Source organism: Bacillus cabrialesii (assembly GCF_004124315.2).
Lineage (GTDB): Bacteria > Bacillota > Bacilli > Bacillales > Bacillaceae > Bacillus > Bacillus cabrialesii.
This window is the reverse complement of record NZ_CP096889.1, coordinates 645,853-665,616: the sequence shown is the minus strand read 5'-3', so window position 1 is coordinate 665,616 and position 19,764 is coordinate 645,853. Positions and strand designations below refer to the sequence as shown.

The 19,764-nt window shown below is 43.7% G+C and carries 17 protein-coding genes, 3 pseudogenes and 1 riboswitch; of the genes and pseudogenes, 5 read left to right on the top strand and 15 right to left on the bottom strand.

The window, feature by feature from the left end:
* Nucleotides 1–48: 48 nt before the first annotated feature.
* From EFK13_RS03460 to EFK13_RS03425, 8 genes are all read right to left on the bottom strand, one after another.
* Nucleotides 49–1,137, bottom strand: a complete 1,089-nt coding sequence (locus EFK13_RS03460; protein ID WP_129506539.1) for a mannan endo-1,4-beta-mannosidase — start codon at nucleotides 1,135–1,137, stop codon at nucleotides 49–51.
* An 18-nt stretch (nucleotides 1,138–1,155) separates the two neighbouring features.
* Nucleotides 1,156–2,103 (bottom strand): mannose-6-phosphate isomerase, class I, encoded by a 948-nt coding sequence (gene manA, locus EFK13_RS03455; protein WP_129506540.1) that lies wholly within the window; start codon nucleotides 2,101–2,103, stop codon nucleotides 1,156–1,158.
* Nucleotides 2,100–2,999 (bottom strand): ROK family protein, encoded by a 900-nt coding sequence (locus EFK13_RS03450; protein WP_129506541.1) that lies wholly within the window; start codon nucleotides 2,997–2,999, stop codon nucleotides 2,100–2,102. Before EFK13_RS03450 ends, manA begins: the two co-directional genes overlap by 4 nt.
* A gap of 29 nt (nucleotides 3,000–3,028) precedes the next feature.
* Nucleotides 3,029–3,742, bottom strand: coding sequence for a transcriptional regulator GmuR (gene gmuR / locus EFK13_RS03445; protein WP_129506542.1), 714 nt, complete (start codon nucleotides 3,740–3,742; stop codon nucleotides 3,029–3,031).
* Between the two features lie 149 nt (nucleotides 3,743–3,891).
* Nucleotides 3,892–5,289, bottom strand: a complete 1,398-nt coding sequence (locus EFK13_RS03440) for a glycoside hydrolase family 1 protein (protein ID WP_129506543.1) — start codon at nucleotides 5,287–5,289, stop codon at nucleotides 3,892–3,894.
* 18 nt (nucleotides 5,290–5,307) lie between these two features.
* Complete coding sequence (gene celB / locus EFK13_RS03435) at nucleotides 5,308–6,636, bottom strand: PTS cellobiose transporter subunit IIC (RefSeq protein ID WP_129506729.1); 1,329 nt, start codon at nucleotides 6,634–6,636, stop codon at nucleotides 5,308–5,310.
* 18 nt (nucleotides 6,637–6,654) lie between these two features.
* Nucleotides 6,655–6,987, bottom strand: coding sequence for a PTS sugar transporter subunit IIA (locus EFK13_RS03430; protein WP_129506544.1), 333 nt, complete (start codon nucleotides 6,985–6,987; stop codon nucleotides 6,655–6,657).
* Nucleotides 6,987–7,298, bottom strand: coding sequence for a PTS sugar transporter subunit IIB (locus tag EFK13_RS03425; RefSeq protein ID WP_064814880.1), 312 nt, complete (start codon nucleotides 7,296–7,298; stop codon nucleotides 6,987–6,989). Before EFK13_RS03425 ends, EFK13_RS03430 begins: the two co-directional genes overlap by 1 nt.
* Nucleotides 7,299–7,474: 176 nt before the next feature.
* Nucleotides 7,475–7,574, top strand: a riboswitch (purine riboswitch).
* Between the two features lie 55 nt (nucleotides 7,575–7,629).
* Here EFK13_RS03425 and pbuE point away from each other — a divergent pair.
* Nucleotides 7,630–8,796, top strand: a complete 1,167-nt coding sequence (gene pbuE / locus EFK13_RS03420) for a purine transporter PbuE (RefSeq protein ID WP_129506545.1) — start codon at nucleotides 7,630–7,632, stop codon at nucleotides 8,794–8,796.
* A 13-nt stretch (nucleotides 8,797–8,809) separates the two neighbouring features.
* Here the strand turns inward: pbuE and EFK13_RS03415 are convergent.
* A pseudogene (locus tag EFK13_RS03415) lies at nucleotides 8,810–9,429 on the bottom strand (YdhK family protein).
* A gap of 158 nt (nucleotides 9,430–9,587) precedes the next feature.
* Nucleotides 9,588–10,565 carry an HD domain-containing protein gene (locus EFK13_RS03410; protein ID WP_129506547.1) on the bottom strand — a complete coding sequence of 326 codons (978 nt, stop codon included), beginning with the start codon at nucleotides 10,563–10,565 and terminating at the stop codon, nucleotides 9,588–9,590.
* A gap of 85 nt (nucleotides 10,566–10,650) precedes the next feature.
* On the opposite strand from EFK13_RS03410, the pseudogene EFK13_RS03405 reads away from it, so the two are divergent.
* Nucleotides 10,651–10,900 (top strand): annotated as a pseudogene (locus tag EFK13_RS03405) (GNAT family protein); the annotation flags it as partial.
* Nucleotides 10,901–11,057: 157 nt separating this feature from the next.
* Here the strand turns inward: EFK13_RS03405 and EFK13_RS03400 are convergent.
* Nucleotides 11,058–11,428: pseudogene (locus tag EFK13_RS03400) on the bottom strand (iron chaperone).
* 391 nt (nucleotides 11,429–11,819) lie between these two features.
* Here EFK13_RS03400 and EFK13_RS03395 point away from each other — a divergent pair.
* Both EFK13_RS03395 and EFK13_RS03390 read left to right on the top strand, forming a co-directional pair.
* Nucleotides 11,820–13,208 carry an alkaline phosphatase family protein gene (locus tag EFK13_RS03395; protein WP_129506548.1) on the top strand — a complete coding sequence of 463 codons (1,389 nt, stop codon included), beginning with the start codon at nucleotides 11,820–11,822 and terminating at the stop codon, nucleotides 13,206–13,208.
* A 65-nt stretch (nucleotides 13,209–13,273) separates the two neighbouring features.
* Nucleotides 13,274–13,978, top strand: a complete 705-nt coding sequence (locus tag EFK13_RS03390; protein ID WP_129506549.1) for a DUF4352 domain-containing protein — start codon at nucleotides 13,274–13,276, stop codon at nucleotides 13,976–13,978.
* Nucleotides 13,979–14,014: 36 nt separating this feature from the next.
* Here the strand turns inward: EFK13_RS03390 and EFK13_RS03385 are convergent, their stop codons facing one another.
* From EFK13_RS03385 to EFK13_RS03375, 3 genes are all read right to left on the bottom strand, one after another.
* A complete protein-coding gene (locus EFK13_RS03385; protein ID WP_129506550.1) occupies nucleotides 14,015–15,202 on the bottom strand; it encodes a macrolide family glycosyltransferase in 1,188 nt (395 codons plus the stop codon).
* A 158-nt stretch (nucleotides 15,203–15,360) separates the two neighbouring features.
* Nucleotides 15,361–16,623, bottom strand: a complete 1,263-nt coding sequence (locus EFK13_RS03380; RefSeq protein ID WP_129506551.1) for a glycoside hydrolase family 18 protein — start codon at nucleotides 16,621–16,623, stop codon at nucleotides 15,361–15,363.
* A gap of 125 nt (nucleotides 16,624–16,748) precedes the next feature.
* Complete coding sequence (locus tag EFK13_RS03375) at nucleotides 16,749–17,423, bottom strand: GntR family transcriptional regulator (protein ID WP_129506552.1); 675 nt, start codon at nucleotides 17,421–17,423, stop codon at nucleotides 16,749–16,751.
* Between the two features lie 247 nt (nucleotides 17,424–17,670).
* On the opposite strand from EFK13_RS03375, the gene EFK13_RS03370 reads away from it, so the two are divergent.
* A complete protein-coding gene (locus EFK13_RS03370; protein ID WP_129506553.1) occupies nucleotides 17,671–18,408 on the top strand; it encodes a sulfite exporter TauE/SafE family protein in 738 nt (245 codons plus the stop codon).
* A gap of 35 nt (nucleotides 18,409–18,443) precedes the next feature.
* Here the strand turns inward: EFK13_RS03370 and EFK13_RS03365 are convergent, their stop codons facing one another.
* Nucleotides 18,444–19,652 (bottom strand): MFS transporter, encoded by a 1,209-nt coding sequence (locus EFK13_RS03365; protein WP_129506554.1) that lies wholly within the window; start codon nucleotides 19,650–19,652, stop codon nucleotides 18,444–18,446.
* Between the last annotated feature and the right edge of the window lie 112 nt (nucleotides 19,653–19,764).

Below are 19,764 nucleotides of genomic sequence, written 5' to 3'. Positions count from 1 at the left end.
CAGGTGTGAAGGTGCTCAAGAAGCTTCTTGAGCACCTTCTGCTTGTATTCATTCTACGATAGGTGTTAAAGAACCAACGTTCCATATTTCTCCCTTATTGAGTGTCCAGCTGTCGTTATATAATGCTGAAGCACCCTTGTTTGCGGTTGGGCTCCACCCATCATTCCAAGCCAGAAAGTAAATGGTTTTAGGATATTTTTGTTTTATTGCATTGATCAGCAGGCTGTAATCGAAGCTGCCGTTTGCTGGTTGCGGACCGACTTCTGTAAAGGCAAATGGTTTGTTAAGCGCCGTTAGCTGATCGTATCCGCTAATCGAATAGGCATCTTGATAATAAGCATCCAATCCGACAATATCCACGTAGGACGCTCCCGGATAAAAATCGGTTTTAAAATCTCTGTTGGCGTCGGGGGAGTAAACCCAAAGCAAATGATCAAGTCCTCTTGTGTCTGTCATATAATGATAGATTTTCTTGTAGAGCTGTTTATATAGAGAGATTCTTTCATTATCCTTTTGATTATATGATGTAAGTCCCCACCAAAACCATTCACCGTTCATTTCATGCAACGGCCTGAACAGGACAGTTACGCCTTGGTCCTCCAATTCTTGAAGTCCGTCAGCAATTTTGCTGAGCATGGCATTCAGCCGCTTCCCTTCCGCTGTTGAAGAATCTAATATGTTTTTGTACTGATTGTTTGTAATCGGTGTTTTAAAATGCCCTGACTGAAAAGCCGGATTGGCCATATGCATACTGATTTGCGGGATTCCCCCGCTTTTCCAATACAATAACAGCTCGCTGTTGCAGCTGACATCAATCGAATCTTCAATCTTTGCTGTTTCAAGCCACCCTCTTGCATAATCACAGCCATAAATAGCAGGTGATTGTCCGGCTGCGCTTCGGATTCTATCAGCCTCAGCCATAGAAAATGTGTCATGGCTGTAACCCCCAAACGCCCCGGAAAGGACTCTGTTTTCTGTTCGGTTCGGCAGATGAGCCAGCCAATTCATCACTGCTTTTGTGGTCTCTTGTGCATTAGGATTCACAGGCGACACAGTATGCGCTTCAATTGGTTTTGCCAGAACAGCAGACACAAGTAAAACGATCATGAGCAGACAGATCGTATGTTTCTTAAACAATTACAACTCCTCCATTCATTAAGGATGAGATATCATCAACTCACATGTTCCTTCTATAGAAAACTCGCCAAAATGCGCAGGCAAAATAAAGTGTGAGCCTTCATTGCACTCATACTGAATACCATGATTTACGATTCGTCCTGAGCCGCTCAGAACACTCCCCAGCAAAAAGGTTTGCTGAGCAGGAAAAACAGCTCGGCCGCCAATCTTCCATTTGTACACTGAGAAATAATCCGATTGTACATAAACAGTGATCACCGCGTTATCAACTTCATTCACTGCCGGTGTATGCACCGTATCAATATGCGGTATCGTTATGACTTCCATAGCTTTTTCTATATGGAGAGTTCTTTTTTGGCCTTTGTCGTTACAACGGTCATAATCGTATACGCGATACGTTGTATCAGAGTTTTGCTGGATTTCAAGGACAAGAGTTCCCTCACATAAAGCATGGAGCGTACCGCTTGGCACATAAAAGAAATCTCCGGGCTTGATCTTGATTCGCCTCAGCAGCCCGTTCCAATCGCCGCTTTCTATTTGTTGTTTGAATTCTTCCTTTGTACGTGCGTGATGGCCCAAAATCAGTTCTGCGTCTTCTTTGCAATCAATAATATACCAGCACTCCGTTTTTCCGAGATCGCCGTTTTCGTGCAGCATCGCATAATCATCGTCAGGATGCACTTGCACGGAGAGATCCATATTGGCATCCAGCAGCTTTACCAGCAGCGGAAACACCTTATCATCTGGAAAACCGAAAACCTCCGGATGATCCTGCCATACTTGGTCCAGTGTCTTTCCTGCCAGCGGGCCGTTTTGAACAGCCGACGAGCCATTGGCATGTGCAGAAACAGCCCAGCACTCACCTGTTTTTTCTGAGGGAATCGCGTAGCCGAAGGTATCACGAAGCGCTGTTCCACCCCATATCCTTTCTTTAAAGACAGGCTCCAAAAATAAGGGGTGTTTCATGACCTTACCTCCCCGGATGCCGATTCAGCTTGTAAAGCCTGATTCGCTAAAACAAGCGTGCCGATGATTCCGGCATTACTTCCTAAACGCGGAGGTACAATATAACCGCTTATACTATCTGATAATTCAGAAAAATTAAAGTAGCTGTTCATGATTTCCGGTACATATTGATAAATATAAGAAAACACTTGTTTCTGATTCATGACGCCGCCGCCAAGAATGATTTTTTTAGGTGCAAGGATCAAAATATACTGAGTCAGCGCTTGGGCAATATAGTACCCTTCCAATTCCCAGACTTGATTGATATCTGATAAATCAGCAGCTTTTTTTCCCCAGCGCGCTTCTATGGCGGGGCCGGATGCCAAGCCTTCAAAGCAGTCCTTATGATATGGGCACTTCCCTTGGTATGCGTCATCCGGGTGCCGCCGGATATAGATATGTCCCATCTCTGGATGTGACAGCCCCTGAAGGAGCCGGCCCCCTACAATTGCCCCCGCACCAATGCCAGTGCCAATCGTGATATACAGGCAGCTGTCGAGATCCTTCGCTTCACCAAAAAGGAATTCGCCCAGCGCCGCGGCGTTGACATCCGTATTAAATCCGACAGGGATTTTCATTTCGTTTTTAATGGTTTGCAAAAAGCCAAAGTGTCTCCAGCCCGCTTTCGGCGTAGCCGTAATGGTTCCGTATGTTTTACTGGTTTTATCGTTATCAACGGGACCAAAGGAGCCGATGCCGATTGCCTGTAATGAAAACTGGCGAAAATATTGAATCACTTTCTCTATCGTTTCTTCCGGCATCGTTGTGGGGATTTCTATTCGGTCAATGATCGTTCCATCTTCTTTACCGACGGCACAAACAAACTTTGTGCCGCCTGCTTCAATACCGCCAAGCATGTTAGATGGCCTCCTAGTTATCTCCGCGATCAGCGCCGTATGTTTACCGAGGTGACGACAAATTTGTCATGCCGATGACGTGAAAAAGAATATTCAAATGGAATGCCGTTATCTAAAAAGCCCACATGTTCGACTTCCAGAATGGGATCGTCCTGTTTGCAGCCCAGATGCTGCTGGTCAATATGATCAGATTTGCAGGCCCTGATTTTTCGATGCGAGCCGGCGATTTTGAGCTGCAGCTCGTTTGAGATGTGGTTGTAGATCGAATCATGAAGGACGTCATCATTAATGCCCGGTATTAAATGAGTCGGCATGTATGTTTTTTCCAGCACATATGGCTCTCCCTCTACAATCCGCAGCCGTACGACATAATAAACCGGTGTTTTCTGATCAATAGATAAATGGGCGGCCACTTCCTCTGTGGGAAATTGCACTTCAAATTGAATGACCTTGCTTTTAATTTCCTTATCTTTCAGCAGGTTGGTCAATCCGAGGATTTCATTACTTACCACATGGACATGGTCATCCTGTATCGCTGACTGAATAATAAACGTGCCATGTCCCCGTTTTCTGAACAGCAGCCCTTCGGCAACTAAATTATCCAAGGCTCTTTTCATCGTCATGCGGCTTGAGTTGAACTCTTTTGCAAGAGATACTTCATCGGGAATGGGCTGATCGAGCGGATATACGTTATTTTTGATTCTGTTTCTCATTTCATTTGCAATGATTTCGTATTTATTCATTGGTATCCTCCGGCAGCTGTTAAAGTTTGATATCACATAAGCTTCTTTACGGATATCATAAGTTCTTTTCTCTATTTCATCAATGTTGCGGCTGGCCGTGATCTCTATTTATCCTGATGATTGCCGGAAGATCTGTATCTTTCGAAAATCTAGAAACCGTTTTGCTCAGCAACCTCTTTGAACCATTTTCCGCTCTTTTTAACGGTTCTTTCTCCGTCTTTTTCAAGATTGACTGATACAAACCCGTATCGGTTTTTATAGGCATTCGTCCAAGACCAGTTGTCCATAAAGGTCCATAGGTGATAGCCTTTTACATTTGATCCTTCCTGTATCGCGCGGTGAATCCATTTGAGATGTTCTTTTATAAACTCAATCCGATAATCATCTTGAATGATGCCTTGGTCATCCCTGAAGCGTTCTTCGCCTTCGACCCCCATTCCGTTTTCTGAAATAAAGCACTCGATGTTCCCGTAGTTTTCTTTTAAATTGATCAAAATATCATATACGCCTTTTTCGTAAATCTCCCAGCCGCGGTGCGGATTCATTTTGCGACCCGGCATGACGTACGGATCAAAATACCTGTCTGGCAAAAAAGGAGCATCGGGGTTTGGAAGATGTTCTTTTGCTTTTACACGTCTCGGCTGATAATAATTCACGCCTAACAGGTCAACCGTATTGTGTTTGATGACCTCAAGATCTTCTTTTTGATGGTCAGGCACAAAGCCCTCACTCTTCAAAATCTCAACCAGCTCTTTTGGGAATTCACCTTTCACAGAAGGGTCTAAAAAAGATCTGTTAAAAACCGCGTCCGCTATTTCTCCCGCTTTCACATCCGCCGGATGGCTGCTTCTCGGATAGGAGGGTGTCAAATTTAAGATGATGCCGATTTTTCCATCCTGCTTCATCTCCCTGTAAGCCTGAATCGCACGGGCACTCGATAGCATCGTATGATAACCGACCTGGACAGCCTCTTTAAAATCGACCTTGTTTGGATAATGGAAATCATATAAGTATCCGCCTTCTACAGGGACGATCGGTTCATTATGCGTGAACCATTTTTTCACCCGGTCGCCAAACAAACGGAAGCATGTTCTTGCATAGTTTTCATAAGCGTCAACCGTTTCCCTGTTTACCCAGCCGCCGGTTTTTTGAAGTTCCATCGGCATATCAAAATGAAACAAATTGACAAAAGGCTCAATTCCGTTAGCGATCAACTCATTAATGACGCTATGATAAAACGCTTCAGCTTTGGCATTGATCTCGCCTGTCCCGTTAGGTATTAAACGCGACCAGGAAATCGACAGCCTGAATGAGTTGTGGCCAAGCTCTTTCATCAGCCTGATATCTTCTTTATAGTTGTCGTAAAATTGAGATGTGGCTGCGGGTCCGACATGATCGAAAAAACGATGCGGTTCTTTTTCAAACCAATAATCCCATATATTCTGCCCTTTTCCGTCTCTATCGGCGGCACCCTCCGTTTGTGTTGCCGAAGCGGATGATCCCCACCAAAAGTCTTTCGGAAAGCGATATTGTTCTGTTTGTGTCAAGGTCTCTCTCCCCTTATGTCACAATTTGATATTGTTATCATTTTGCTGAGCAGCTGTTTCCTGCACAGCCTGTTCTTTTTCTTTTGCCAGATTTAATTTATCCATTGCTTTCAGGAACGGAAACCAAATGACGAAGACAATCAGCAGATTGACAAGCTGCATCACGCCTCCCATGATCGAGTTGGTCGCCATGATGCCATTAATAAATAGTGGAACCGTCCACGGCACCGTCACACCAGTCGGAGGCGGAACGAGACCGGCTGACATGGCCAGGTAGGTGACGAGCGTAACAACCATCGGCGCCAATACCCAAGGCACAAGTATGATCGGATTCATGACAATCGGAAGCCCGAAGATAATCGGTTCGTTTACGTTAAAAATGCCGGGCGCGAGGCCAAGTTTGGATACTTGCTTCATCTGCCTGCTTTTCATGAATATGAGGATTGTAATCACAATTGCAAGCGTCATCCCCGTTCCGCCCATCCCCACTGTATAAATCTCCATAAACGGTTTCGAAATAATATGGGGAATTTCTTTTCCGGCCGTGTAGGCAGAAAGATTTTCGACCTGCAGTGTATTCCAGATCGGGTCCATCACAGAGTTGATAATGATCTGTCCGTGCAGTCCGAAAAACCAAAGGATTTGAATGAAAAACACGGCAATCAGCGTCGGGATGATACCGCTTCCAAGTCCGACAAGCGGCGCCTGAATCGCATGATAAATAACGTCGTGCATATTTGTTTTAAAAAGCTGTGTCACCAGAACGTTAATCAACAAAAACACTGTCAATGTAATAAAAGCCGGAATAAGTGCGGCAAATGATTTTGCTACAGCAGGCGGAACTCCGGCAGGCATTTTGATCGTCAAGTTTTTTTGAACGATTCTCCTGTAGATTTCACCGGAAAGAAACGCCGTGATCATGCCAAGAAACATCCCTTTTGCACCGAGGCGGTCGACCGGGATAACGCCTGTAATGGCATTTCCTGTTTCCGGCTGAACGATAAATGGCGTTAAGAGCAAAAAAGAAACCAAAGCGATCGCGCCGCCAAATACAGCTTCGACCTGATAGCTTTTTGACAGGTAATAGCCTATCCCGAACACGACAAAGACAGACATGATGCCCATAGTCGCCGTGGACGCTATGCCGAACTGAGACTGAAACGACGTAAGCATTGAGGCGTTCATGATTTTGGTTAAGAACGGCAGGTTCGTTAACACGACAAAAATGGACCCGAATATCGTAAGAGGGAAAGCCAGCATAAATGCATCACGCAGCACTTGCAAATAGCGGTTATTGTTTAACCTCCCTGCAATTGGAACAAGGAATTGGCTGATTTTCTCGAACACCCTATCCACCCCGATTTTTTATAGATTCTTTGTTTTAAAGAGATCAAGCAGCTCTTTCACTAATTCTTTCATGGCCAATGTTGACATCAGGTGATCCTCCGCATGCATGAGCAGCAAGGAGAAAGCGGCAGCTTCTCCGCCGGATTCTTTCTGTATCATTTGAAAGTGAATGTCATGGGCTGCTGATAAATCCTGCTCAGACCTGGAAATGAGGGCATCGGCCTCTTCCTTGTTCCCTTCTTTGTAGGCGCGCAGTGATTGTATGATGCAGCTGCGGGCATTTCCGCTGTGCAGGATAAGCTGAAAACTGATTTGTTCGTCTGTTAAATCCGTGATTTTCATCTGTTCCATTATTGATTCTCCATTAATGACAGTGCCTGCTCATACGCTTTTTTGCCATCTGCCATTCCGTAGGCCATCATGTCAATGACTTCAACCCGAATACTGTATTGATCCGCCTCTTTTTGCAGCTCGCTTTTCAGAAAGCTCATTTGCGGGCCGATCAAAACGGCGTCCGCTTTTTTCATATCTTCTTTTGCCTTATCCTGGCCGACAGCCCAAATCTCCGCTTCCTCACCGATGGATTGTGCGTACTCCTTCATTTTTGTCACCAATAAACTGGTGGACATTCCCGAACTGCACGCAAGTAATATTTTTTTCAACTGTTATCCCCCCTTATGATTAAAACGCTTACAATTGTTATTATAGTCATTTGTATTTAAATGTCTATACTTTTAAAAAATAAATCTAATCATATATTCATTCGGTTCACCGCTTTGTAAATTTTTCTATGGAAGATTCATTCATTATGTGTTACACTCTTCAACGGAAACGAATCAATTAAATAGCTATGATCACTTGTATAACCTCAATAATATGGTTTGAGGGTGTCTACCAGGAACCGTAAAATCCTGATTACAAAATTTGTTTATGACATTTTTTGTAATCAGGATTTTTTTTATTTATCAAAACATTTAAGTAAAGGAGTTTGTTATGAATTTTAAAGTTTTCCTGCTTGCAGCTTCTACAATTGCAGTCGGATTGGTTGAGTTAATTGTGGGAGGAATTCTTCCTCAGATCGCAAATGATTTAGACATATCCATTGTCTCAGCCGGGCAGCTGATCAGTGTGTTTGCGCTGGGATATGCAGTGTCAGGGCCGCTGCTTTTGGCATTGACTGCGAAGGTTGAGCGGAAGCGATTATATTTAATTGCTTTATTTGTTTTCTTCCTTAGCAACCTAGTAGCTTATTTCAGTCCTAATTTTGCAATGCTGATGGTATCACGGGTATTGGCTGCGATGAGTACAGGGCTGATTGTTGTGCTTTCCTTAACGATCGCTCCGAAAATTGTGGCGCCTGAATACAGAGCGCGCGCAATCGGAATTATTTTTATGGGATTCAGTTCCGCTATCGCATTGGGCGTGCCGCTCGGAATCTTGATCAGCGATTCCTTCGGATGGCGCATTTTGTTTCTTGGCATCGGACTTTTGGCGCTAGTCTCCATGCTGATTATTTCAATCTTCTTTGAAAAGATACCGACAGAGAAAATGATTCCTTTTCGGGATCAGCTCAAGACGATCGGCAATCTAAAAATCGCGAGTTCGCACCTCGTCACAATGTTTACCTTAGCGGGGCACTACACGCTGTACGCTTATTTTGCGCCGTTTTTAGAAGAGACTCTTCACCTGAGCTCGTTCTGGGTCAGCATTTGTTATTTCCTTTTCGGGATATCTGCTGTATGCGGAGGCCCTTTCGGAGGAGCGCTTTCTGACCGGCTTGGTTCCTTCAAGAGCATTTTGCTGGTGACCGGTTCCTTTGCCATCATTATGTTCTTACTGCCGCTGTCAACATCGTCTATGATTTTCTTTTTGCCTGTCATGGTGATTTGGGGTCTTCTGAGCTGGAGCCTCGCCCCCGCTCAGCAAAGCTATTTAATTGAAATTGCGCCAGAGTCGTCTGACATTCAGCAAAGCTTTAACACGTCGGCACTTCAAGTCGGAATTGCCCTCGGCTCAGCCATTGGCGGTGTTGTTTTGGATCAGACGGGTACTGTTGTCTCAACGGCATGGTGTGGCGGATCGATCGTCATCATTGCTGTCCTGTTTGCTTTAATTTCTTTAACAAGACCTGTTAAGACAGCAAAAAAATCCTCCTTGTAAAAGGAGGATTTTTTTATGATTTAGCTGAAAGCTCGTCTTCGGTGACCCATTTGTGGTTTTTCACTTTTTCACCGCTTGTTGCCGATGTATAGTCGACCATGTATACGGTTGTTTTTTCGGCGGAGTCGATCTCGGCTGTCGCTCCCTTCATGCCTTTCATATGAGAAGCCTCTAAGATCACTTGATCTCCGGTGTTTAATGTTTTATCTCCCGCGTCTTTGATTTCTTCCTGGATCACCCATTTATGATGATCCACACGCTGCCCCCCGTTTGTCGGAGTATATGAGACAACATACGCCGTTGTGTCATAGGCGCCTGTCACTGTAGCTTCGGCACCTTTCATGCCTTTCATATGAGATGCATTGATGACTACCTGGCTGCCTACTTTATATTTCGGATTTTTAGATTCCTGTAATCCCTCTGGCACGTCAGCAGATCCGGAATGCTCCATTTCTTCATGTGATGATGAACCTGAATGATTTTCATGTTTGCTTTCTTTCGCGCTATTGTTATTTCCGCATGCTGATAAAACAAAAACAAGAGATAACATCAGAATGCCCAGTGCTTTTTTAGAGACTTTCATGTTCATTCTCCTTTGCTTCATTTTTTACTGTAACTTTTGCCCGCAGACAATAAAATCTCATATCTGCAAGCAATCATGCCTCTCGATAATACTATACCCCCGAACGGTATGTAAATACGCTGATATTCTCATAAAACGTTCCCGCAGTTTGTCCTATTCCCTTTGGTTTGCAAAGCCAAACATGAAAAAAGCCGCTGTTACGCGGCAATTAGTGATGTAACACTTTGATATACACACCTTTTTTCGCTTTTTGATAAGCGGCCTCACCCCATTTTCTGATGTTTTCAGATACAGCTGAGGCTTTGACCCATTTGCCATGATGAAAAACAGATGGATCGATGAGGCGCATTTTCTTCTTTAGATGGAAATCGTACTGGGTGTCATCTTCTTTCACTTGAACGCGTGGATGAATATGTGTAAGCAAGCTCAGCACTTCTTCATTTTTGGATGCGTGCAGGATGTCGAGAACTTCTTGATCCGTTTTCAGCAGATCATCCGCGGATATGACATGGTGACGCAGCGCGGCCTTCAACGTTCGTGCTAAGTATTCATAGCCATATACATTCACGGGATTCAAAAAGAAATCAATCACTTCCTTGTAATATACCCTGACAAACCATTCAGCGGCTTCAATACGATCCGGAAACATCCTTCCGTTTCTCACAATGAGATGATCCAAAAAGGTTTGCGCTTCGTGCAGACTAATGTGTCCATATCGGTACATGTCACGCAGCGTATAGTCTGTCCGATCGGCACAGAGCTCCGGTGCGGGCTGTTCGAGCAATGTCCATCTCGTTTCGTCTGTTAAAAGTTCTTCGGCATCATAACCGTGTTTTTGTAAAATTCCCGGAATCTCTGATTGAACAATGACTTGTTGAAAGATGTTTTCATGATAGTCTTCCGCTTCATTTTCAAAGACAACATCGATTACATGAGAAAAAGCCGTGTGCGACACATCGTGAAGCAGGCCTGCTATCTGTTCTTCTATCGTTCCTCCCAGTTTTTTGATGAGAAGCATCACGCCGACGGAATGCTCATACCGGGTCACATCCCACTTTCGATTGACTAAAAAGCTTGCTCCTCCTTGATAGATTCCTTTTAACCTTTGCACCGGCGCGCTCTTGATAAGCTCTTCCAGCACCCCGTCTATATCGTGCTGTCCGTAAATGTCATCGTTGATTTTCATGCCTTCACCTCTACATCTATTTTCTTATTGTTATTTATTGTATATTGATAGTGCACATGCAATCTTTCAATAGAGGAGTGTTACGATGATCATCATCCAAAACAATGAATTACCGAAACAGATGATGACCGATTTTTTTTGCCAAGCATTGGGGTACACCCGAGATGGTGATTTCCAGCGGCATTTTTCGTTGTAATGAATTAGATGGTTATGCCGCTGTAGATGAGAGCGGCGAAATCATCGGTTGTATTACATACGTGATAGACTGGAAAGATTGTGAAATTATTTCATTAGATAGTATCATTGAAAAGAAAGGGTTTGGCACCGCTTTACTGTAGCAGGAAGTGGAAGCAAGGTGATTATTATTCCGCAAGTCAGTTGACTAAAAGCAGCAATATAATTAAAAGGCATAACATATTTCATATAGCTAATAGGTTATGCCTTTCTTCTTTGCAATGACATATCATTCATTCCTAAAGCTATTTTATTTTTTCATTTCCGCCAAAAAGTGGAGCAGTTAGCCTTGTCTCGAATATTAAATTCAATCATTTTTCAAGTAGCGGGTAATCAACTAGGCCATTCCATGGGATACGTATCAGTTCTTTGGTGTAGTCATATCCAGCCTTCACAATATCCTCCTCTGCATGTGTTATCGTCACACTTTCAGGGGCGGCAGCTAAATGCTTTTTAGATACACTAAACCCAATAATAAATGTGCCATGATCCTTAAACATTGGTTGATTCCATTTTATTTATGTATGTAAATTTGGATATTTATTTTTTATCCAAGTCAACACTTCTTCCGTTCTTTCTCGGTGGAACGGGTCATCAATCCCCGCTACATATTCAGAAAAAACATCCATATTGTTCCCTCCTCAAATAAAATGATACCGTTCAGAGAAGTTCATTAAAACTCCAAACGGAACCGACCAGACACGTACTTAAAAAATCCTATTTCCAAATGTAATACTTAAAAGAATCCTGATTGTTCAAGAAGTAAGCAGGTTGTTTCTATGTGACTATAGCAGTTATCAGTCCGCCTCCCCACAGCCAGTATCTATTCCTTCAATTTATTTCTTTAGTACTATTGCTCTTTCCTTCTAAAACTTCTCATAAAAGAATAACCATTATTTAAGGGTGTCCGTTAATTATTCTTGTAAATCCAATCTTTAAAATCGATTAATACTAGCTTAACACTTGAAAAATATAATGAGGTTGTCTTTCAGATTTATATATTTCTAGGAGGTTATTCACTTGAAAAAATTCCCGAAGAAATTGCTGCCTATCGCGGTTTTATCATCTATTGCGTTCAGCAGCTTAGCCAGCGGCAGTGTGCCTGAAGCCAGCGCCCAGGAAAAGAAAAAGGGGAATCAAGGCGAAATTAAGAATGTTATCGTACTGATTGGTGATGGTATGGGCGTGTCCTATACGTCTGCTCATCGTTATTTAAAAGATAATAAAAAGACAAAATTTGTAGAGCCTACAGCTTTTGACCAATACTTGGTCGGCCAGCAAACAACTTACCCTGAAGATCCAGAGCAGAACGTGACAGACTCCGCATCTGCAGCAACAGCTATGTCTGCCGGGATCAAAACATATAACAATGCGATTGCAGTCGATAATGACGGTTCAGAGGCCAAAACGGTGCTTGAAGCGGCGAAAGAAGAAGGAAAATCAACAGGGCTTGTGGCCACGTCAGAAATTACACACGCTACTCCGGCCTCTTTCGGTTCCCATGATCACAGCCGGAAAAATATGAACTCAATTGCCGATGATTATTTTGATGAAATGGTAAACGGCAAACACAAAATTGATGTCCTTCTTGGCGGAGGGAAAAGCAATTTTGACCGCAAGGACCGCAATTTGATCAAGGAATTCAAAAAAGCGGGATACAGCTATGTGGATAACCGCAAGGACATGCTGAAAAATAAAGACAGTCAAGTTCTCGGCCTATTCGCTGACGGCGGCCTTCCTAAAAAGATTGACCGCACGAAGGATATTCCTTCATTAAAAGATATGACAAACACAGCGATTAAAAAATTAAGCAAGGATAAAGACGGTTTCTTCCTCATGGTGGAAGGCAGCCAAATTGACTGGGCGGGACATGACAATGATATCGTCGGCGCAATGAGTGAGATGGAAGACTTCGAACAAGCTTATAAGGCGGCTATTGATTTCGCCAAAAAAGACAAACACACATTAGTTGTCGCAACGGCTGACCACTCCACTGGCGGGTACTCCATCGGTGCGGACGGCATCTACAACTGGTTCAGTGAACCCATTAAAGCGGCCAAGCGCACACCTGACTTTATGGCAGAAAAAATCGCTGACGGCGCAAATGTTGAAAAAACATTAAAAACGTATATTGATCAAAAGAAATTAGCTTTAACTGAATCGGAAATTCAATCTGTTGAAAAAGCCGCAAAAACGAAAGAAGTGCTTGAAATCGATAATGCGATCGAGGAGATTTTCAACAAACGCTCACACACCGGCTGGACAACAGGCGGACACACTGGTGAAGATGTTCCCGTCTATGCGTACGGTCCGTCCAGTGAGACATTTGCCGGCCAAATCGATAATACAGAAATCGCTAAAAACGTCTTCAAGGCTTTACAATACAACATTAAGATTAATGATAAGTAAAAGAATACAAGATGTCCCGTTGCTTGTATGGAGTAACGGGATCTCTTTTTAATGGAGGAATCATCATGAGAAGAATTCTTTCAATTTTTGCTTTTGCCATCATGCTTGCGGGCTGTTCATCAAACGCAAGTTCAGAAAAACCGAGTACGGGCGGAGAGCAAGCGGTAAAAGCCACACCGCAAAGCACGTCATCTCATAAAGACAGTTTTGATGAGTATCAGCCTAATTCCCAAGTGACCGATGACCGGTCATTGCTGAAGGTTGGCCAAACGTTTTCTGATGACAAGGGAAAAGCTGTTTTAAAGGATATCAAGCAAGTGAATCAAACATATAAAATCGGCGACGTGGAGCTAACAGTAAAAGAAATGAAGCTGATCCATTTGCGACCGGATTACAGCATGATTGATTATTTTCATGTGTTAACGCACGATGAAGAGTTTGATTTCGTTAAGGTCTTCGTTGAGATCAAAAACACCTCTTCAAAGAAAGTAAATGTTGCGCCGATTGCCTTGATGAAAACAAATACAGGGGAAACTTTTGATTGGAACAAAGATATTTATCTTGAAGAGTTAAATGGTGAGCTGGAAGGCGGAGCCAAAAAGTCCGGAAATCTCGGCTTTATTGTGAACGCATCAAGCGGCCATGCCCATGATAAAGATGCTGATAAGAAGAAAGCAGAGATCAAGTGGATCGACATCACAACAAGTGACGTCTTTGACCACAACCATAAGAAAATCAGTGATGCTCAAAAGATCAAAATCAAGTTTTAAATGATGAACTCCCGTACTTTGTACGGGAGTTCTTTTTTATCTGTTTTTTTGGCGAATCAATTTATCAATCCGCTCCATCACTTCATCCATGTCCATACACTCTTGGAAGCTTTGATTGATTTTTTCAATGCCTGCCGTATACTGATCGTTGTGTAAAACTTCATTTACGGCCTGCTTTAATATTTGTACATTGACTTCATCTTTAGAGATGACACAGCCTGCATGGAGTTCAGAGAGTCGCTGCGCTACCATCGGCTGATCCTTGTCATGAGGCATGACAACCAGCGGCACTCTGAAATGAATGCCTTCATTTACGCTGTTCATCCCTCCGTGTGTAATGAACACATCAGCTTGCTCCAGCACTTCCAGCTGAGGGACATACGGAGCAATGATAAAGTGTTCCGGCGCCTGCTTTAATTTGGTCAGATCCGCTTTTTCTCCGGCAGCGATGACGACTTTTCCGTTAAAGCCAGAAAATGCATCAATACAGAGATTGAAGAATTCCTCCGTATTGTCCAGAACAGTCCCCATTGAAATATAAATGACCTTTTCACCTTTTAACTGTTCAATCGGGAAATCTGTTTTTTCCGCTCTCTTTGGAAAGCTGGGACCGATAAACAGACATTCATCCCCAAAACGATCACTTTCAGGCTGAAAATAACGGCTTGTATACACTACATTCAGTTTTCCTTTATTGTTCATGAATTGAACCAGGTTTTTCGGGGCGACACCGTATGTTTCTTTCATTTTCGCCAAAAGGTCTTCGCACTCTTGATCCAATTCAAGCGGCGCTCCGGATTCCGGATGCAGCGGCAGGATTTTCAGATGCTCTTCGCCAAACAGGAAGGACGCTGAAGAAGAGACCCCCGGAATATCTAAGTAGTCCCTCACCAACTCTCCCGCGCCGAATTTATCATAATACACAAAATCAAAGTGAATGTTTTTAGATAAATCCTTCACAATATGTAAAATGTCCAGCGAGGTTTTGATATGGATTTTCAAGAAATCAAGAATGCCATTGGGCGAACCGATATGAATAGGTGTTGTTCGCAGAAGATCCCGGTGAAGATGGACGGTTGCCCCCGCCGTTTCTAATCGTTTTTTGTATTTTTCAGTGGAAATATAATGGACATCATATCCCTTATCCGAAAACGCTTTTGTGATGCCTAAGGTAGGATTCACATGGCCTTCCGCAGGAAAGTTTAAAATCAAGACTGATTTCATTTTGACAGCTCCCTCTCACATCGTATTCTCATGTTTTATTTGATCAGACTACTACTAATCGTAAAATGGGAACGTAATCCCATGCAAGGGACAAATGATTGAACTATTCTGCTCCTGTGGACTGAATCCAAAAAAAGACAACGAGCTCTGTGCCTTTTTTATACCTTTCTGATCGTAAAAAATTTCCGCAGAAGCCATGGGCCTGGCGTGAAGCCTAAGGTTAACTGCCAAGCGCCTATAGCCTGCAATCTGTATTCACGGACGATCTGCATCTTCCGGCTCATGCTCCTGACATCTTCAAACCATACCTCATGCGTTCGCCCCTGCTGATCACTGTACCGGAAAAACGGTGATTGATATTCGGCTGAATATTGTATCGGGGTTTGGTACCTCATCGCTGTTTTAATTGCGTTTTGATTTGAAATGGCTGAAGCAACTGTGCCCGGCTGGTACGGGATGATCCAGTCGTACCCGTAGAGCGGGACTCCGATAATGATTTTTCTGCTCGGCACCTGCGCAATCGCAAACTCGATGGTTCTCCTGATTTCAGTAATCGGTGCTACAGGGCCCGGCTCACTTCCGGCATGATGCCAATCATAAGCCATGATAAACATATAATTGACAACCGCTCCTATTCCTCCGTAATCGTAGCCTCTCAGCCACGGGATATTATCGCTTGTTTTTGCCGGAACAGCTATCGTCAGCACATATCCTCCCGCCTGAAGGCGCTCTCTCAACTGGCGCAAAAACCCAGTGAAAAGATCCCGATCCGCGGCGCTCACCTGTTCAAAATCGATTGTGACACCGCCATATCCCCTTGTGGAAACTAAGTAATAAATATTGTTGACCAGATTGGTTCTCGCTGTCGGGTTGTTTAGGACTTGGTGAACGAGTTCTGTGCTGAATCCTGTTGATGTAAGGTTTGTGATGGTCGCAAGCGGCGTCACCCGTCTTTGCCATGTTGTCTCAATAGCGGCCGCATCATTCAATTGGTTTGCAATGTCGCCGTTAGGTGCAATATGGTATTCGAAAATCGAAATCGAAGACGAGTATGGCGCATAATCATTGATTAATTCCCGATCGAGGTCAGGGTTTCGGAGCACGTAAAAACTTAACGTTCCCGCAATGTAATTTGAGATAGAAGGAATCGTTATGTTTGCTCCCGCTTGTAAAGCATTTGGGCTGATGCCCGGGTTTGCGGCCCGCAGCCGCTCTAAGGGAACAAACGCTTTTGCCGCAATGGCGGTCAGCGTGTCTCCCGGCTGAACCGTATATACATAAAGAGGGATAAGCAGAGCCTGCCCCGGCACGATATTTGCCTCATCTAAACCATTCACACTCCGGATTTGATCAACAGAAGCACCGTATCTTCTGCCTATGGAAAACAAAGAATCACCAGGCCCGACGATATGGATAAACATGTTTAACCCCCATTATTCATTAGTCAATCCATCATAAAATCTTATTAACGGGGCCTCTTATATATGTTGGTGAACACATAAAAAATACCAAGGGGTCATTTCCCCTTGGTAACGGATCACGAAAATCAATTCTCTTTTCCTTCTTCAAGCACTCGCTTCAAATGCTCACAATCATGATTGAAATGAGCCATCACATGCTGTTTGGCTGCTTCTTTGTTTTTCTTTTTCACTTCTTCAAATATCTTGCGGTGCTCACTCAGTATTGTTTCTGCACGGTGATCGCCGGTATAATTAAGGATTCTGCAAAAGTGAATCAGATCATTTACATGCTCAAGCAGATTTTTTAAATGTCTGTTATGGCTGAAATCAACAAGCAGCTCATGAAACTTTTGGTTCAAGCTGATAATTTCCGTATCTTCCATTCCATTTTGAATGGCTTTTTCTGTTTCTTCAAGCTGTTTCTCGAGTATGGCAAGCTCTTCTTCATCCGCTTCGTCTATGACTAACTCGACTGCCAGCTGCTCCAGCGGAATTCTGATTTTATAAATCTCATCTACATCTTTTGCCGTTAACGATGTGATAGAAAATCCATTTCGGTCATCTGCTTTTAACAAACCGTCTTTCTCAAGCAGCCGCATGGCTTCCCTTATCGGAGAGCGGCTGACGCCAAAGCTTTTCGCCAGCTGTGTTTCGTTTATCCGTTCCCCCGGCATAAAAGTCCCGTTGAAGATCATTTTTTTCAGCTGGTTATAAAATTGCAGGTAGTAAGGAGTCGGTTTGTCTAATTTAAAATCGTCCATATATAATACCTCTTTTGAATATATTCAAGGGCTTTTCTTCATCAAAATCATATAACAGATGGTAATGGGAAGCAACAAACAGCCTTGTCAGTTCTCAGAATTTGAGGTACGATATGTTTGCTGAACGACGGTCGACGGACTACTGGCATCTGAAAAAATACATGTTTTTCATCGTCAATAGGACACTATACCTCCGCCAAAATAGCGCACGTTTACATTTTTAGATCTTTTTAATGGAGGAATAAATATGCTCATTATTCTTGTTATGTTTCTTCTCGGAATTATTTTAGGATTTATTGGTGCCGGGGGAGCAGGCTTTGTCATTGCCCTTTTAACTCTTCTTTTCCATATCCCGATTCATACGGCTTTAGGCACTTCCCTCGCCGGCATGGCTTTCACCAGCTTATCAGGGGCGTACAGCCACTATCGTGAAGGCAACATTCAAATGAAAATCGGCTTAACCGTCGGATGCTTTGCTGCGGTTGGGTCATTTTTCGGCGCAAAGCTGACATCTTTCATTCCGGCTGATTTGCTTCATTACTTGACGGCTGGGATGTTGTTTTTATCAGCGATTCTCATTCTAATCAGATTGTTTCTTTTAAAAGAGAAGGCTCAAATGAATCAGAGCAATCTTTCAACGTATACGAGAGCGGTTATTTTAGGAATTGTATCCGGCATTCTTTCCGGCACATTCGGTATCGGGTCGGCGCCTTTTATTCAAATCGGTTTAATGATTATGCTGAACCTGTCCATCCGCCATTCTGTCGGAACGACGATGCTTGTGATCATTCCCCTCGCTGTAGGAGGAGGCATCGGATATATCACAGAAGGATTTGTCGATTATGTCCTGCTGATCAAAGTTCTTGTCGGCACAATGTGCGGTGCCTATGTAGGCGCGAAGTTCACCAACCTTATGCCAAAGATGGTTCTGAAATCGGCCATCTTTTTGACACCTGCGATTGCGGGCCTGCTGTTGTTATTCTAAATAAAACAAAAAACCTGACGCCATGTCAGGTTTTTTTATGAGTTTTGCTCCGCTCGTTCTTTCGTTAATCCAAAAAACGCCAGCGAGCCGATGACCGCTGTCACAAACATGATCGCTCCCATTGGAATGGCAGTTGTTTCATTAATACCTACAAGCGGAGAGACGATCGAGCCGAGAAGCAGCGGCAGCATGCCGAGCAGCGCACTTGCGCTTCCGGCGCGGTGTCCCTGCTTCTCCATCGCCAGCGTAAACGTGCTTGTCAGAACCATGCCGATCGTAATCATGTAAATAAAAATGGATATGACTAATGTGGCAAGAGGCCCGTGAATCATCGTCATGGTCAAAAGCACAGCAGTCGCAATCATTGCCGTGATGACCGCTATGCGAAGCAGGCTCTTTTCATGAATGATCCCGCCGAAGCGCCCGATAATAAAGCTCCCCGATATAATCGCCAGGCCGTTAATGCCGAAAAGAATACTAAATACCTGCGGCGACACTCCATAGATATCCTGGTATACAAAAGGCGTACCAGACACATATGCAAAGCTTCCCCCGTGAATAAATCCGACCGTTAACGCGTAGCCCATAAAGGACCGATCCTTCAGCAGGCTGCCCATCGTTTTGACAGATGTTCCGATTGAGCTTGGAATCCGTTTTTCCGGCGGCAGCGTTTCTTTTAATCGAAAGGCAATAAGAAGAACAAGTAAAAATCCGATGATCATTAACACATGAAAAATCGTATGCCACGTTGCAAATGGCAAAAGCAAAATGGCGCCGCCCGTCATAGGCGCAACCATTGGCGCAACAGCTGTAATCACCATTAACAGCGAGAAAAATTTAGAAAGCTCTCTTCCGGTAAACACATCGCGGACGATGGCGCGAGACAGCACAAGCCCTGCGGAAGCGGTAAATCCTTGTAAAAAACGCGCGGCCACTAATGTTGTAATATTAGGCGACAGCGCACAAAACAGAGAAGATAACGCAAATAAAAAAATACAGATTAATAGCGGTTTCCGTCTTCCCTGCGCATCACTGACCGGCCCGACAATCAGCTGGCCGATCGTAAGCCCGACCAGACAGGCTGTTAAACTTAACTGTACAAGTGACGCACTTGCTGATAAATCATTAGCGATTTCAGGAAAACTCGGCAAATACATATCTATATTAAGTGGGCCCAATATAGCAAGCATGCCGAGCAAAAACGCCAATGCCAAGCGTTCTTTTCCAGTTGGATTGTGCAGCATATTATCAAACCTTCCCTTCAACCTAGTTCCTTATATAAAATGGATGTCAACTCCAACGATGGATTGAAGCTGTAAAACATTTGTATATTGTATCATAACTTTCAATCTGTGA